This window comes from Vibrio rotiferianus (genome assembly GCF_002214395.1).
In the GTDB taxonomy this organism is placed as follows: domain Bacteria; phylum Pseudomonadota; class Gammaproteobacteria; order Enterobacterales; family Vibrionaceae; genus Vibrio; species Vibrio rotiferianus.
On record NZ_CP018311.1, the window covers coordinates 1564804 to 1582025 of the forward strand.

Genomic DNA, 17222 nt, shown 5'->3' on the forward strand with positions numbered 1-17222 from the left:
TCATCATCGATTCTCAAAACGATTATAGTCAAGTAAACCAAATTCGATCGGTTGTTTTGCACGATACCAATCATGCAAACGATCGCTAAATGGCCAGAATTCGTCAGAGCTGCGGCGAATCGCAAACTTATCCAACAACTTAACGTACTCGTCCTCTGATTTAAGATTGCTGAAATTATCGACAAATTCTTTTATCTGATTTTCTTTAAGCGAGAAAAATACGGCTGGATAGCTACCAACGACACCACGAACAATAGTCATGTCGTCGTTAGCAAAATCTCGATTGCTCTCTTCATCAAATAAGCTAGAGATGTTGATGTGAGCATTGTTGTGTAACAGTGTGAACAATTCGTCTTCCCCTGTTTCACTTTCCACCATTAGCATCATTATTTGTGGAATGGATTGCAGCGCTTCTCCACGAACCTGATTGATGCTTGATAGGATCTGCTCGCTCTCAATGCTCAATGTTGTATCAATGATGTCGTAGCGCGGTAACAAGATAGGTGATACCTGTTTGCGCAAAATATCTAATAGTTCCGATTTCGGATCATCGGTGTGGTAGACGACACTGGTTGGTTGACTAAATGGTGCGACGTTGCGTTGCAAGAAATCACTTAATTGACGTGGTTGATCTTGGTACCAGCTTGAGTGCTCTTGGTGGCGCATGTCTGCAGGAAGTAAGGCGATAAAGTTGCTTTCCCCTTCAAGACGTAGGAAGTCCATAAACATACGCGTAATAAGCTGGTGGCCAAAATTACCGTAAACATCAAACCCGGCGACAAGCAGATAGTGAATGCGCTCAAGCAGAGCATAATCTAATACCCATGCCGTCTTTGGTTGTTCACCTACTAAGCCTTGTACCACAGACGCACTATCAAAGTGACGAAATACCGTAAGCGCCGCATTCGGGTTAGTACTGTTACCATCCCAAATCACGTCAGTGGATAAGTGCTCACCATTCTTAAACCATTGGTTGATGAAGGCAGATTTCGCTTCTAGGTAACGGGCTTGCTGGCGTGAGTATTTTACCCAGTTTGTTACTGGTAGCGTATTGCTCTCAAGTTCACCTGGAAGCTTTAGGTTTTCCGCTTGTGAGCGATAGAACTCGTTAACCTCAGGAATGTCGGCTTTGTCTGGGTCTAAGAAGAATACCCAGAAGCGGTCGTTGATAACGTTCAATGCGAGTTGCCCGCGGCACACTGGACCTTTGATATAAGCCATGATCGTGTTTTGCGCATTATCTAGCATGAATTTGAAGCGAGATTTCACTGGTAGATCAATGAAGGCAGTCATAGGGTTTGCTGCGACTTCTGGTGCGTAGCTTGGGAGTTGTGCTACTTGATAATCGGCATCAATGAACCACTTATTCCAGTTTTCAATACGCTGTTTGTTTAGCGCAAATGGCATGTGGGTTTTGTCCACTATAGTGCCTTGCTCGGGGATGATACGATAGTAAACGCGTTCGACCTGTGGGTCATCATATGGTCGGCGAGTGGTAATACGCTGGACTGGCTCACCGGGAGGCGTTGCAGAGCGAACTAAAGTGAAGAAGCGAGGTTGTTCACCATCTAGTTCCGAGAAGAAGATGTGAGACAGAAATAAGTGTTCGTAGATGTAGCGGGCTGCAAGTTGGTTTTTCCGCGAGCTTTTGTTCAGTAACGTTTCGTACTTATCTACTTCCGCTTGTTCTTGCTCAGAGAGAGGCACATGAGCGTTCATCATTGCACCATTTTCTAACCACAGCATTAGGGTCTGATATTCATTTGCCGTTAGATTCGGCATGCCAAACGGCATTCCCCAAGTAGGATTGTCTTGTTCGTATTGAGCATACTCTTCGATAGTTGGGCACGTCTGCTCTCGGTCGATAGAGAAGTCGAACCCTTCTAATTGAACTTGGTCAGGTAAAGGGTGGCGCTCTTTTTGCTGCAATAAGCGTGCAACTAAACCCGCATCTAGGTTTGCTACCGGGCTTTGTTCTCGTTCATTTAGAACAGGATGAAAGCCAGCATCGCGCCATTCTTGAGTGGTCTGTGCGTCTTCAAACAAGCGCGTTGGAACAGCAGCAGTAAGGCGAGTGCCTTCATACACCAGTGCTTTGCTTGCACCGCGGTCGATACCCTCAACAGAAGATAGTTTAAGCTGGCAAGGTGCGTCATAACAGGCGTGGCATACTACACAACGGTTATCGATAATAGGCCTAACTTCATGCTGGAAGAAGTCAGCTTGAGGTGTATTAATGTTAGCTGTTCGTTGTTGAACTTGCTCAGGCCCAAATAGAGTGTCGAAGTTAAATCCAGCGTAGGCTGCACAACCAGCAAATAGAGTCACAAAGCTCAATATCAAAAAATGTTTATATTTCATCGAAGCCTAAAGGTTTTGATTATTGTATGTTTATTATACCTAAGTGGCTTGATTGTGCAGGGTTGATTCCAAATTCACGATTGAATGTATCATTTAAATGTGCAACTGCGTGCGGTGGTTTTCTTGGGAATACTTAATTTACCGTTAATAAAAAGCTCAGAAATGTGATTTGAATATGCCTTTGTGGAGGATTTTAAATTTCTTTTTGTTATACAATGCCTTGATAGGTTTGGGGATTTGAAGTACAAATTTTAACCACTCCTCGGTTTCTCTATAAAGCTCAAAAATAAAAATAGAGATAAGTTGTCTATTGGGTAAATTGCCATTACCCCGGCGTATAGTTTGATGCCGCGTTACATTAGCAGGGAATTATGAAAACACGTTCAGTTTCAGCGCTTACCATTGCGCTAGCTTGCTCTATGGGTTCGACTTACGTACTAGCCCAAGACGGTGCTCAGCCAGACCTTGTTGCTGCTGTTGACCAAAAAATCGAAATTAAGCATCAAGAGATTCAAGATTTAGACGCAAAGTATGACGAGCAAAAATCGGCACTGCGTCAATTACAGAATGATAAAGTGCGTTTGGCATCTGCGGGTGAAGAGCTAGAGGCTAAAAGAAACCGTGCTAAGTCAGCGCTTGATAAGCAGTATTCCCGCTTGCTAGAAGACCCTGATACAGATCTTGTCTCTTTCCAAAAGCAGTACCAAGAGAGTTGGGCTGCAGTAAAAGATAATCAAACAGAACAGCTTAAGCTAACCCAGTCTATAGAAGAATCCGAATCTCGCCTTTCACAGCTTAAGCATAAGTTAGCTAGAATGAATAGTGAGTACACAAACCTTCAAGAGTCGCGTTTTGATGCTCGTGTAAAGCGTCTGGAAACAGAGCTAAGAGAAAGTGCCGTTTTAGAGACTCGTTATACAACAAACTGTTCACCTTCTATGACTTTGGGCGAGTGTAGTAGTCAAGGTCAGTACCTGACAAAGCAAAAAGCGGTGAATACCTTTAAAGGTAAGTTGATCAACGATTTAACTGAATCAGAGCTTGTACGTCAGAATTTGCAAGGAGTTCAGCTGAACATCTACGTACAGGAAAGCCAAGTAATTGAAAGTGGTTTCTCTGGTAACGGTGATTACGCGACACATATTCAAGCGCAACTTCAGGCAAGACCGGAAGCGACGGCAGCATGTAAGCTACTGGGGCTATCAACTCGTTACTGTCTAAATGGTCAAGCAACAACAAAAACATCAAGTAAGAAGCAGCCACCTAAAAGTTGGGTTAACTTGACAGTTCGTTCTGATCAATATGGTGATGCGGTGACGATTAACGGTGTAAGCTATGGCAGCACACCCGTTGAGTTGATGCTGCCGAAAGGTAAGCACCAAGTTACGGTATCCAAGCAAGGCTATGAAACTTACAATCGTGAAATTTACCTTAACAACCGTGATACGGTTTGGGTTAAGCTTGCCGAAAACAGCAAAGGCTAAGAGTCTTCAAAGCTATTGAATCATCGCCACTTTACCATACATATGGTGAAGTGGCGTTTTGCGTCATAACTAGAAATATAAGTAGGAACAATGCGTTACGGTTTATCTGCTCTTGTGTTGGCGATGGTCCCTTCACTTGCATCACTGCCAACTCTCGCTCAAATTGAGCCTAGCCAGACTCCAACGGCTATTCAAAGTACGTTGTTTGAGAAAAACTCAGAATTGCAGGATGCGAAGGAACATGTTTCTGAAATCCAAACGCGATTTGACAATCAAATTGCTGAGACCTCCAGGCTCTCAAAGCAGATTAACAGCTTGGAAACGAAGCTAGCCAAAGCGAAATCACAATTATCAGCGGATTATGCCAAGATGATTGATGAACCAGAGCTTGATATTACTCCTAGCCAGCAACATTACCAAAGTGCTTGGAATGACGTTAAAAAAGCGCAGTCAGATTTATTAGCATCGCAGCAGAAGCAGGAAGAAATCAAGAACGAGCTTTCAGAAGCCAAGGCAATTCAACATCAAGTCGAGTTGACGATTCATGAGTTAAGCGAGAAGAAAAAACGAGCTCGAGTTGCGTTGCTTCGAGAAGAGATTCAAAAAACCGGCACAGAGACAGTGAGTTATGTAAATACCTGTGCCAGTGACATGACATTGGATGCGTGTAAGAAGCAAACATTAAACTTAGCGATTCAGAAAGCGGTTGGGCAATTTAAATCAAATGTCATATCCAACACTTCAGAATCGCAAATCGTGTTGCAAAATCAAGCTTCGGCTTCTTTGAATATCCATGTATCAGAGTACTCAGAGGGGTCGTCTCGTTTCTTTGACCAGAACAGGTATAAAACCACTTTAAAAGTGGGCTTGACATCAAAGCCTGCCGATAACGCTGCGTGTAAGTTGTTAGACCTTGATTCAAAGTACTGTTTTGCACCATCACTAGGAGAGGAGCAATCGCAAAGTGTCGAGATTGCTTGGCATACGGTGATGATTCGCTCTAGTCAATTTGATGATCGTGTGACAATTGATGGTGTTCGCTATGGCTCAACGCCAATAGAGGTGATGCTATCAGGTGGCACTCATCAAATTACTATTGAGAAAGAGGGTTACAAATCATTTAGCCGCCAATTTACCATTGGGCAGGATCAAACAATCCGTGCAAACCTAGTTGCAAAATCTAATGCACCAAAGGCTGGGGAGACTTTTGCCGACTACATCAATAAAAACACTAATGCACCAGAAATGTCTGTGGTTACCGCTGGTACTTTTTTAGTCGGTGAAAATGCGGCAAAACAGGTTACCCTGTCTAAAGGATTTGCATTGGGGATTGCCCCAGTGACGGTCGAAGAGTTCAACGCATTTGTGACAGCAACGGGTTATAAAACGGACGCTGAGTTGACTCATATTTGTACAACCATTGATGAAGCGACGATTGTGCCAGTGGCAGGAAACAATTGGCAGTCACCTGGTTACAAGCAAAATACCGATTATCCGGTGGTTTGTGTGAGTAAAAATGATGCTAATGCCTATGCTAATTGGTTATCTAAGCAGACAGGCTACAAGTACCGTCTACCTTCTGAGGATGAGTGGGAAATCGCCAGTCGAGCAGGCTCTACAGATGCGTACTGGTGGGGCAGTGATTTCGGTGTAGGTAGAGCAAACACAGGTTGGGGCGGTACACCTTGGTCAAACCAAAGTGCGTCTCCTGTTAAGTCATTCGCAGCCAACCATTTGGGTATGTACGATATGGTAGGTAATGTTTGGGAATGGACAGCCGACCCGAAAGGTATATTAAAGGGTGGGGCATGGAGCTTCTCCGCGGATAAAGCAAAATCTGAAGCTCAACTGTTTATCTCACCGTCGTCTGCCGCAAATTTTGCCGGATTCAGGGTTTTAAGAGAGCTATAAAAAAAGGAGAGGGTAACCTCTCCTTTTTATTCTTCGCTCTTAAAATGCATAGGTAATATTGAATCGGAAATCACGCCCCGGGCTCGCATAACCTTGTGCTACTGGGCTTCCGATGTATGCCATGTATGAGGCATGGTCGAAGTAGTACTTATCAAAGACGTTCTTCACCGATAGGGTTAAGGACAGTTCTTCATCAGCTAATGGCATCCAGTATGCGTAAACATCGTGCACACCATAGCCTGGCTTTTCTGGATGAACGGTTGGATCCGCTACATCGGTTAAGCGTTCAACAAATCGTGCGTTCCAGCCAAACTCAAGGTTTTCCATTGGTTGGTAGATAAGATCAAGCACCCAAGTATCACCAATCGATGTTCCCAATGTAGAGTCTTCATCTGATAGTGGGGTACCGTTAAGTTCAGGACGGGATTGGTTGTAACTCAATCGGGCAGAGACATCAGCAATCGCATAACCTAAGTAAGCGGTAATACCTTGGTTTTCTAAATCACCCACATTGGTGTAAACCGCGCCTTGGTTTGTTACCACGTCTTTGATGGTGTTATCAAAGAAGGTGACGCCAGCAAAGAAATCATCGTATTGGTAATTTGCCCCCAGCTCTATGTTACGTGCTTCTTCAGGCTTACGATTTGGGTCGTTTTCGCGGTAGTCGATAACAAACAGTTCTTTGATTTGTTGACCACGGAACGCTTCTGCATAACTAGCAAATAGGTTCAAACCTTCCAACGCATTGTAATTAATACCCACGTTAGGGCTAAAGCCGCTCGAATCAAAATCTTGATCCATGTTATCAGTAAGCTCATACCAGTCATAACGAGCACCTGCGGTAAGGATGATGGTTTCTGTTAGCATCCAATCATCTTGGACAAACAGACCATAGACTGTGCCTTTTTCTTCATCATCCTTTTTTCCATCGTAGTTGGTTTCAAACTCAGATTTGTCTTTCTTGTAATCCAAGCCATAGACCAAGGTGTGGTCGGTAAATTTACTAGTGTTGAATATCTTTACGCCAGTAGTCTGGATCGAACCATCACTGGTGCCCCAACGAGGATGATCTTTATGGGCTAAGCGGCTATCGGTGTAGTAGAAAGTCGTGTCTAAATTAAATAGTTCGCTTGCTGCGTATTTGTGATTCAGAGTAAAAGTAGAACGATCGGTTTCTTGATCGAGAGGCGCATTTTTAAAGCTTGGCTGGAAGTGAGGGCGATTTAAACGTCGACCATCATCATTGCGGTAGTCGTAACTGACAGATAAGTAATGTTCGTCATTCAACTGACCAGAAAGCTTTAGAAGCGCAATTTGTTGCTCTAACGCTGTGTAGGGTTGTTCCTGACCTTTGCCGTCTTCGATGTTATCACCGTCGACGTAACCAAATGAAGCCAGAAGACCAAGCTGATCAGCGACTTCTCCGTATAAACTTGCTGAAACCTTGTAACCCTCATTATTGGTGTAATAACCGCCCTTTAGCATCGCACCATAGGTTTCACCTGCGGCAAGGAGATCGTGTGCATCTTTAGTGGTGAACTTAATCGCGCCACCGAGTGCACCTGGTCCGTCTGTTGCACGACCTGTACCTGCACTCACATCAACTTGCTTGAGAAGTTCAGGTTCAATAGAGAGTCGACCTTGATGGTGGAATAGGTTTCCGGATTGCTCTGCACCGTCGATAGATACATTCAGCATGGTATCTTCCAGACCGCGGACATAGATCTTTTGAGAAACACCAGAAGAGCCACCGACGCTCACTTCTGCATCTTTACGGAAAATGTCATTCAAATCTTGAGCTTGTGATTTGGCGAGCTGGTCGGAGTCTATCGTAATATCGATTTCTTCCGGGGTGTGTCCTAGCACCTCCATCACTTCAATGTCATCCTTGGCGAACGCTGATTGTGATGCAACCACAAGCGCGATGGTGAGTGGGCTTAGCTTAAATACGGTTGAAGCAGACACCGTAACCTCCATTGTTAATGAGAATTATTATCGAGTGGGATTTTGGTGATTCTTCTTCTTTGAGTAAACGACTTTTACAACTGTTACAATCCTTTTGAGGAGCCGGAATTAGCGTCGTTTAGGTACTGAAATATCCATCGTCAATCCCTTTTGTGCTGCGTTGTAAGCGGTGATCATGCCGCCTACTGCTTCGATGTGGCGCTTGGCGAGTGCAAGACCTACACCAAAGCCTTTTCGGGATGTAACTTGGTTATTTGCTTTAAAGAAGGGTTTGAAGATTTGTCGATACAGACTAGGGTCGATACCCGGACCAGAGTCGGTAATCAAGATTTGATAATGATTGGATTTGGTGAGAACGCGAATGTCTAACGTTTCTTTTGTTTGTGTGTATCGCAGACCGTTACGAATGATGTTCTCCAAAGATTGGCTCAGCGCCATTTGGTTTGAGTCTTGTAGAGGAAGAGAATGTTCTTGCAGCAATGAAACCTGTTTATCTGGGTATTCAAAACGCGCATCTTCTACGATGATTTCAATCAGCTCGGCGAGATCAAACGACTCGGTTCTTAAGTTTGGTTGCTCATTTTCAATCCACGCAAGGGTCAGTGTGTCTTCGGCGGTCGCTCGCATTTTTTGAGTATCGCTTTTGATTCGTTCTAGCATTTGCTCGCGTTCGATATTTTTATCTACGCAGTCAATTGCCATCTCAATTCGAGCGAGTGGGGTACGTATCTCATGTGACATGTCCGCAATAAGGTTGCGGTTGTGCTGAATCACATCTGACGTTCGTTCTGCCATTTTGTCGAAAGTACGAGCGACTTGGCTAATCTCGTCGTTGCCTAGTTTCATTGTATGCCCAATACGAGCAGAGTAATCGCCCTGACTGAAAGCTTGACTGGCACGATGAAACTGCTGCAAGGGGCGCATAACATAACGGTACAAATACACAGTCAGTGCTAGTAGAGAAAGAAAGGGAATGACAAAGCGAAATAGCCAAAACGCATGAGACATGTAGGTTCCCGGCCGCATTCGATCAGGTAATAGAATCAAAAAATGGTATCCGAATGGAGAGAGTGGGACTTCCATAATTGGGTTATCTGGGAAATCGAGGTGAATCTTCCACTCTACACTTCGACCAATTCCATAACCTTGCCAAAAACGTTCGTTGAGCGTGTTTCCTCCTTTTACGTCAAGGTGGGATTGCAACACGGTCGCCCAAGTTGATTCTTTGATAGCAAGTTCTTCTAGCCAAACATCAAGTCCGTGCCAATCTTGTTGGTCAATGAAGGTTTGTGCGGTATTGCCCCAATCTAAAATTTGTTGACGATGAGACTTCTTTAAATAGCTCATTTTCTCGTTAGAGAGGATGGCCGCACTATGAATCAGAGAGAAAAAGATCACCACTCCGAGGGATAAGACGATAAATAGCCGCCAAAACAGCATTTTTTTCATTTAAAAATGTATCCCTTGCTATGAACGGTTTGGATGCGATCGTTAGACATTCCCTCTGCGATGAGGCGCTTGCGTACTCGGCTTAAGTGCATATCAAGAGCACGGTCGTATTGACTGAACTGACGCTCTAGAACGGTTTGATAGAGAAAGGGTTTACTTAACACTTCACCGCGATGTTCGATTAAAGTCCAAAGTAACTTGAACTGAATCGGTGTGAGTTGAACAGGTTCCATTTCTGGGCGGTGATGAAGCGTAACGGAATGCGTCTGCTTACTGAGAAGAAGCTCTCTATCACTGAGTTTTGTAGCAGAGTTAGGTTGTTGAGTCAGTTGGGTTCGGCGCAGTATCGCTTCGACACGCAAGCTAACCTCGGTGAAGTTACAGGGTTTAGTAATGTAATCATCCGCACCACATTTAAGACCTTGAATCCGATACTCTTCCGCACCGTAAGCGGTGAGCATGACAACGGGGGCTTGTGACTGCGATCGAATCACATTGAGCACTTCAAATCCGTCAAGGTTGGGTAGGTTCACATCTAAAATCACTAAGTCGAACGTTTGTTGATGAAAGGCACTTACACCATCGTCACCACTGAACATAGAAATCACGCTGTAACCTTGCTCTTTGAGCAGTTCGGTGAGTTGAAGGTTGAGATCGGGATCATCTTCAACTAACAAAATAGAAGGAGCAGTTGAGGGAGCACTAGACGACCAGTTTTGATGAGAAGTAGTAGCGACTGACGTTGGGCTGAACATGTTGATGCATTACTCATTGTTTGATAATACGAATCATTATCAAAAATAAGCTAGTGAAAATCAATGTGCTGAATGAGAAAGCTATCAGTTATTAGTAATCGAGCGTCAAAGTGCGACCTAATTAGAAGTTTCGTTATCGGAGAGGGAGGTGATGCGAACGTGTGGTATAGGGCGGTCAATTAGTAAAGAACAAGCGGCTAACGGATAAAAGTGAAAAAAAGAAAACCCACCAAGGCTGGTGGGTTTTTTCGGTAGTAGCAAAAGAAACTATTTCATTTTCTTAACTTCTTGCTGAAGTTGTTCTAGCTGTTTCATTTTCCCTTGTAGGCCAAGAGATTGGTAGCTAATTGATGCAGGGTTCATCATTTGGCCTTGCTGCATTGGGTAATCCGGCAACGTCTGGAAGAACTCGCCTAGCACGTCTTGGATAGGTACGAACAACCACATGTTGTCTGCCATCCAGCGTAGGTACATACCAGATTCGTGAGGCGCTTTCTCGAATGGGTCAGCACGTAGATGGATGATCTTCGGCCAGTTTGGCGCGAAACGAACCGCATCCGTGATGTTACCTTCTAGTGTAGCGAAGTGCAGTTTCCAATCGTTCCAGCGAACTGCGTTCAGTTCACCGTTTGCTGTGAAGTACAGTAGCGATTCACGTGGACCTTTCTCTTCTTTACCTTGGAAGTAAGGCATGAAGTTGTAGCCATCAATATGTACGCGCCAGTCTTTGCCATTTGCTTTGTAGCCTTTAGCCAGCTTCTCTTTCACGTCAGGAACGCCTGCTGCTGCCATCAGTGTTGGTAACCAGTCTTGGTGCGCCATCATTTCGTTGATCTTAGTACCTGGTTCGATTACACCAGGCCAACGAACAAGCTGAGGAACGCGCATGCCGCCTTCCCAAGTGGTACCTTTTTCACCGTGGAAAGGTGTTGCACCGCCGTCAGGCCAAGATACGGTCTCAGCACCGTTATCGGTTGAGTAGATCACGATAGTGTTGTCAGCGACACCTAGCTCATCCAATTTATCCAGTAGAACACCCACTTGATCATCATGCTCTAGCATGCCATCTGCGTAGATACTGATGCCAGATTTACCTTGGTACTTTTCTTGTAGACGAGTCCAAACGTGCATACGGGTGGTGTTGTGCCAGATGAAGAAAGGCTTGTCTGCTTTTACGGCTTTTTCCATGAACGCCAATGACGTTTCTAGGAACTCTTCATCCGCATGCTCCATACGCTTACGTGTCATTGGGCCAGTGTCTTCGATCTTACCGTCAGCAAATGACTTGATTACACCACGAGGACCGTAGTTTTTACGGAACTCAGGGTCTTTCGGGTAGTAGTATGTTTCTGGTTCTTCTTCAGCGTTTAGGTGGTAAAGGTTACCAAAGAACTCGTCGAAACCATGATTAGTTGGTAAGTGCTGGTCTTGGTCACCCAAGTGGTTCTTACCGAACTGAGCCGTCATGTAGCCTTGCCCTTTTAGAAGGTCGGCAATGGTTGGTGCCCAGTCTGGGATACCATGAGTTGATCCTGGCATACCGATTGTAAGCAAGCCAGTACGGAACGGTTCTTGGCCTGTGATGAATGATGCACGGCCGGCAGTACAAGATTGCTGACCGTAGTGATCAGTAAATAGTGCACCTTCGTTTGCGATACGGTCGATATTCGGGGTTTCGTAACCCATCATACCTTGGTTGTACGCACTGATGTTCCAGTAACCAACGTCATCACCAAAAATCGCAAGGATGTTTGGTTTGTCTGCCGCCACTGCTGCGCTTGAGGTTGCCAGTACGCCGAGACCGACAGCCAGCTTGCTCATTTGGTTAGCCATAAAAACTCCAAATTGGTTGAAAGTTGGAAGAGAAGCACAGTTACTACCTACGCTTCGTTGGCTATTAAGTTAATGATGCAATTGAAGAATGTCGCTTTATAGTGTTTATAACCATAAGTTATGCAGGTAATTAACTCATTGTTTTATAAGTTTAATATTCAAACCTTGCTCTTTGTATGGAAAACTGAAGCGAGACTTGGGTCACGTTAATCTTGTTTACAATGAGTCTCTATCGACCTTAGTTTTAGCCCAAGTTTATTTATGCCATTGGATTCGCATTAGTCTATTTTGTGAACTATATGTTTGTGTGCAGGATGTACTTTTCTAATACGGACAGAGGTTTATATGACAGCGAATTATGGCGTGAAGCGCCGATTAGCGATTCTTGCCGCAGCTTTTATTGGCGCGACAAGTAGCAGTATCGCAGCAGAAAAACCGAACATTCTGGTCATCTGGGGTGATGATATCGGTCAATCGAATATTAGCGCCTACACATTTGGCTTAATGGGTTACAAAACCCCTAACATTGATAGGATCGCAAAAGAAGGCATGATGTTCACCGACTATTATGGTGAGCAATCTTGTACTGCGGGTCGTTCTACATTTATAACTGGTCAAACTGTTCTGAGAACGGGCTTGAGTAAAGTAGGCCTCCCAGGCGCGGATCTGGGCTTACAAGCAGAAGATGCGACGATTGCAGAAATGCTCAAACCACTCGGTTACATGACGGGGCAGTTCGGTAAAAATCACTTAGGTGATAAAGATGAACACCTTCCAACCAACCACGGCTTTGACGAATTTTTTGGCAACCTTTATCACTTGAACGCCGAGGAAGAACCAGAGAATGTGGATTACCCGAAAGACCCAGAATTCCGTAAGAAATTCGGTCCTCGCGGTGTTATTAAATCCTTCGCTGACGGCAAAATCGAAGATACCGGGCCTCTAACGCGCAAGCGTATGGAAACGGTAGATGAAGAAACGTTAGACGCGGCGCTTGATTTCATGGATCGCGCGGTGAAAGCAGACAAGCCGTTTTTCGTCTGGTGGAACGCAACTCGCATGCACTTCCGTACTCACGTCAAAGAAGGCAATCTAGGTAAAACGGGCATCAGCTTTTATGCCGACGGTATGGTTGAGCACGATAACCACGTGGGTCAGCTTTTAAAGAAAGTGGATGACCTAGGCATTCAAGACAACACCATTGTATTTTACTCCACCGATAACGGCCCACACATGAACTCGTGGCCAGATGCAGGTACAACCCCATTCCGTGGTGAGAAAAACACCAACTGGGAAGGGGCATTCCGCGTTCCAGCAATGGTTCGCTGGCCGGGTAAAATTGAACCGGGAAGTGTTTCTAATGAGATCATGCACCATATGGACTGGATGCCAACGTTCTTGGCAGCCGCGGGTGATGATCAAATCAAAGAGAAGCTCCTGAAAGGTTATACAGCGGGTGACAAGACATTCAAAAACCACCTTGATGGCTACAACTTTCTGCCTTACCTAACCGGTAAAGAAGAGAAAGGGCCGCGTGAAGAAATCTTCTACTTCACAGATGATGGTGATTTGAGTTCACTGCGTTTCCGCAACTGGAAGATCGTATTCCTAGAGCAGCGCGCGAAAGGTACGTTGCAAATTTGGGCTGAACCGTTTACTCCATTACGTGTGCCTAAGATCTTCAACCTACGTATGGACCCATACGAAGTGGCCGATATTACGTCGAACACTTACTACGATTGGTTGATCGACCATGCGTACATGCTTGTTCCTGCGCAGGCTTATGTGGGCAAATTCTTAGAGACGTTCCAAGAATTCCCACCAAGACAGAAAGCAGCAAGCTTCTCACTTGACCAAGTGATGGAGAAACTGCAAGAAAGTCATAATAAATAGATTGATTGCAATTAAACGTGGGGCTCTTCGGAGCCTCTTTTTTTGCGCTTCGTTTCAGTTTTTCTTAAAACTCATGTAATTGCTTGTCTAAAAAGAAAAAACACTCCTATCTTTGATCAGAGAATAAAAATAATCATACAAGGATAGCTATGACTCAGTGGGCAAGTTGGAAGCAGGCCTTAATCGGTCTTGCAGCGCTCGTCAGTTTTTCTCTGTTTGCACAGGAAACGCCGCAATCAAACCAATCTTCAACGTTAACTTACATAGGCAGTGACGCTTGTGTAGATTGTCACCAAAAAGAAACCAAAGCGTGGCAAGGATCTCATCATGATATGGCGATGAGGCATGCTGATGCACAGTCCATATTGGGTGACTTTAACGAGCACACATTTACATTCGAAGGAAAGCCAAACCGTTTTTATCGAAAAGGGGACGAGTATTGGGTCAATATCCAAGGTCCAGACGGAGAGTGGCACGACTACAAAATTAGCTACACTTTTGCGTGGGAGCCGCTTCAACAATACATGGTGGAATTCGAAGACGGACGCGTACAGTTAATCCCTTTCGCTTGGGATTCGAGAACCAAGCAAGAGGGTGGACAGCGCTGGTTCCATCTTTATCCCGATACCACCCCAAAAGATGAGTTTTACTGGACGAACACTGGCCAGAATTGGAATTTCATGTGTGCCGATTGCCATTCAACCAATCTAGAAAAAAACTACGATGCAACAGCCAATACGTATTCGACGACATGGTCAGAAATCAACGTCGGTTGCGAAGCATGTCATGGCCCAGCGAGTGAACACGTCGAGCTTGCCAAACAAGCGGAAAAATCGGGGAATACCATCACGCCAGCGAACCACTATGGTTTTGACCGAGATTTAGGCATGGCAGTAAAAGAGTGGGTCTACGAAGAAGGGCACAGCACGCTCCAACCAAAAGACATCGCGATGACGCACCAAGTTCAAACCTGTGCGCAGTGCCATAGTCGTCGTACACAGTTAAATGAAAGCGCCGACCACGTTAAAGGCTCATTCCTAGATAAATATCGCCTCAGTTTAATTGCACCAGAGCTCTATTATCACGATGGTCAGATCTATGACGAAGATTACGTCTACGGTTCATTTTTGCAGTCTGCCATGGCAGAGAAAGGGGTAACCTGTACCAACTGTCATGACCCTCATACCGCAGAGTTAAAGATCCCTGAAGAAGCGGTTTGTGCTCAGTGCCATATTGCATCTGACTACATGCCGGAAAATCACACTTTCCATGAGGCAAATACCGAGGCGTCTCAATGCACCACTTGTCACATGCCAGAAACGACCTACATGCAAGTTGACCCGCGTCGTGACCACAGCTGGCATGTGCCACGTCCGGACCTAAGCCAACACATCAATACGCCAAACGTCTGTACATCATGCCATGAAGACGAAACCAACCAGTGGGCGGATCAGAAAATAGGCGAGTGGTTCCCGAATTCGAAATACCGTAACCAACAGCACTTTGCGGTGGCATTCTACGCCGATTCTATTGGTCATCGTGGTGCGCCTGATGCGTTAGCGTACTCTGCTCAAGATTCATCATTAAGTGACATTATTCGTGCCTCCGCGCTGGAGCGTATGGGGGGCAATACCGGTCAAAATACCTTGGTATCTCTGGCTCGCGCGGTGAAGCATGAAAGCGACATGATTCGTCTTGGGGCTGTTGCTGGGTCGTTTGGGTATGAGTTCAGCGACCGCTGGCAAATTCTTGAACCATTACTAACAGACCCAGTGTTGTCCGTTCGCGCGGAAGCAGCGAGTGCTTTGGTTCGTCATTATCCAGAAATGAATCCGCTGCAACGCGACAAGATCAAACAGCCGTTGGAAGACTACATGGCAATCCAGCGTTTCAATGCGGATCGAGGTTTTGGACGAACCAACCTAGCAAATGTCTATCGAGCTCTTGGAGAAACAGGTAAAGCCATTACGTCTTATCAAAAAGCCATTGAAATAGAGCCTTACTTTGAGAACAGCTACGCCAACTTAGCGGATTTGTACCGTGCACAAGGTAACGACAAAAAAGCATTAGAAACCTTGATGGCAGGGATTGAAGCTCAGCCAAAGTCGAGTGCATTGCCTTACAGCGCTGGTTTGGCATGGCTTCGTGTTGGAGATGGTGATAAGGCAAACCAATATTTGAAACGAGCGGCTGAAACGGCAGAGCATAACCCGCAGTATTGGTATGTGTATGGATTGTCGTTAGAGAAGAGCGACATACTTGGGGCAAGTAAGGCACTGAACACAGCCTACCAAGTGGGTGGAAATCCACAGCATTTGTACGCCGAGTGTGAAGTGTTAGCACGCAACTATAAACAAGGGGCCGTAGCTTTTGCTTTTGAGCAATGTGTTAAGCAGCTTGCTGAGGTGGCTCCGCCGAAGGTGATTGAGCAACTACGAGCTGCTATTTCAAACTAATATTGGCGATAAGCTATTGGCTATAAATGGTTACAAATTAGTTAGGTATTAAGTTTATAACCAATAGTTATAGGGCTAGTGAGTAGGATGTACACAGCAAAAACTATGCATTTTGAGGGCACACCATGAACCACGCACAACAAGCCATTAATGAATTGATCGAACAGACAGAAAAAAGCGTCATTGGACAAAGCCATGTGGTTCAGGCTTTGGTGATAGGGTTACTGACCAATGGTCACGTACTTTTAGAGGGTTTACCGGGAACGGCAAAAACCCGCTCGGTGAAGTCGCTTGCGAACCTTCTTAACACTAGCTTTGGTCGTATTCAGTTTACCCCCGACTTATTACCTTCTGACGTAACGGGCACCGAAGTGTACCAAGAACTAGATGGCAAGCCTCAACTCCACTTCCAACCAGGTCCAATCTTTAACAGCATCGTATTGGCGGACGAGGTAAACCGCGCGCCAGCAAAAGTACAAGCAGCACTGCTAGAAGCGATGGCAGAAGGTACGATTACAGTGGGTGATAAGACGCACGTCTTGCCTGAGTTGTTTATGGTGCTTGCAACGCAAAACCCGGTTGAGCAAGAGGGTACTTACCCATTGCCAGAAGCGCAGATGGACCGCTTTATTATGAAAGTGACCGTCGACTACCCAGAAGATGAAGCTGAGCGTGACATTATTCGTTTAGTGCGCAGTGAAGAGCTGGGTTCAGAAACCAGTAGTGAATTAGTGACGCCAAAACACATTGAGCCAGAGCTTGTGATTGAAGCGCGACGTCAACTGCCAAATATTACTGTTTCCGATTTGGTCGAGAACTACATCGTTGCGCTTGTGATGGCGACGCGTAAACCAGAGCGCTACGCCGATTCCCAGCTACAAAAATGGATCGAAATCGGCTCAAGTCCTCGCGCTTCAATTGCGTTAGACAAATGTGCTCGAGCTTATGCGTGGCTACAAGGGCGTGACCATGTAACGCCTGATGACGTACGTGCAATGGTGCCTTCGGTGCTGGGACATCGCTTCTCACTATCTTACGATGCGCTTGCCGATGGTGTTGATCATCAACGTGTAGTGCAAGAGTTGCTTGATTGTGTAGAAATCGGATAAGCAGGA

Annotated in this window: 10 protein-coding genes; 5 read left to right on the plus strand and 5 right to left on the minus strand. The window is 45.3% G+C overall.

The features are described 5' to 3' along the window. Window positions 1-3: 3 nt before the first annotated feature. Complete coding sequence (locus BSZ04_RS07370; RefSeq protein WP_088880015.1) at window positions 4-2361, minus strand: fatty acid cis/trans isomerase; 2358 nt, start codon at window positions 2359-2361, stop codon at window positions 4-6. A 371-nt stretch (window positions 2362-2732) separates the two neighbouring features. Between BSZ04_RS07370 and BSZ04_RS07375 the strand changes: the two genes are divergently transcribed. Both BSZ04_RS07375 and BSZ04_RS07380 read left to right on the plus strand, forming a co-directional pair. Beyond that, complete coding sequence (locus tag BSZ04_RS07375; RefSeq protein ID WP_010452337.1) at window positions 2733-3845, plus strand: PEGA domain-containing protein; 1113 nt, start codon at window positions 2733-2735, stop codon at window positions 3843-3845. Between the two features lie 90 nt (window positions 3846-3935). Next, entirely contained in the window at window positions 3936-5756 is a 1821-nt protein-coding gene (locus BSZ04_RS07380) for an SUMF1/EgtB/PvdO family nonheme iron enzyme (protein WP_088880016.1), read from the plus strand. Window positions 5757-5795: 39 nt separating this feature from the next. Here the strand turns inward: BSZ04_RS07380 and BSZ04_RS07385 are convergent, their stop codons facing one another. The 4 genes from BSZ04_RS07385 to BSZ04_RS07400 all read right to left on the minus strand — a co-directional run bounded on the left by BSZ04_RS07385 (window position 5796) and on the right by BSZ04_RS07400 (window position 11758). After that, entirely contained in the window at window positions 5796-7721 is a 1926-nt protein-coding gene (locus tag BSZ04_RS07385; protein ID WP_088880017.1) for a TonB-dependent receptor domain-containing protein, read from the minus strand. Window positions 7722-7829: 108 nt separating this feature from the next. Then, the gene (locus BSZ04_RS07390) at window positions 7830-9170 is read right to left on the minus strand and encodes a sensor histidine kinase (protein ID WP_088880018.1); all 1341 of its coding nucleotides are present in this window, start codon (window positions 9168-9170) and stop codon (window positions 7830-7832) included. Beyond that, window positions 9167-9925 carry a response regulator transcription factor gene (locus BSZ04_RS07395; protein WP_088880019.1) on the minus strand — a complete coding sequence of 253 codons (759 nt, stop codon included), beginning with the start codon at window positions 9923-9925 and terminating at the stop codon, window positions 9167-9169. The genes BSZ04_RS07390 and BSZ04_RS07395 overlap by 4 nt, the downstream gene beginning before the upstream one ends. A 267-nt stretch (window positions 9926-10192) precedes the next feature. Then, window positions 10193-11758, minus strand: a complete 1566-nt coding sequence (locus tag BSZ04_RS07400) for an arylsulfatase (RefSeq protein WP_038886403.1) — start codon at window positions 11756-11758, stop codon at window positions 10193-10195. A gap of 345 nt (window positions 11759-12103) precedes the next feature. Between BSZ04_RS07400 and BSZ04_RS07405 the strand changes: the two genes are divergently transcribed. From BSZ04_RS07405 to BSZ04_RS07415, 3 genes are all read left to right on the plus strand, one after another. After that, complete coding sequence (locus BSZ04_RS07405; RefSeq protein WP_005431765.1) at window positions 12104-13651, plus strand: arylsulfatase; 1548 nt, start codon at window positions 12104-12106, stop codon at window positions 13649-13651. 149 nt (window positions 13652-13800) lie between these two features. Beyond that, window positions 13801-16107 (plus strand): multiheme c-type cytochrome, encoded by a 2307-nt coding sequence (locus BSZ04_RS07410; RefSeq protein ID WP_088880020.1) that lies wholly within the window; start codon window positions 13801-13803, stop codon window positions 16105-16107. A gap of 125 nt (window positions 16108-16232) precedes the next feature. After that, window positions 16233-17216 (plus strand): AAA family ATPase, encoded by a 984-nt coding sequence (locus BSZ04_RS07415; protein ID WP_038892350.1) that lies wholly within the window; start codon window positions 16233-16235, stop codon window positions 17214-17216. The last annotated feature ends 6 nt before the right edge of the window (window positions 17217-17222 follow it).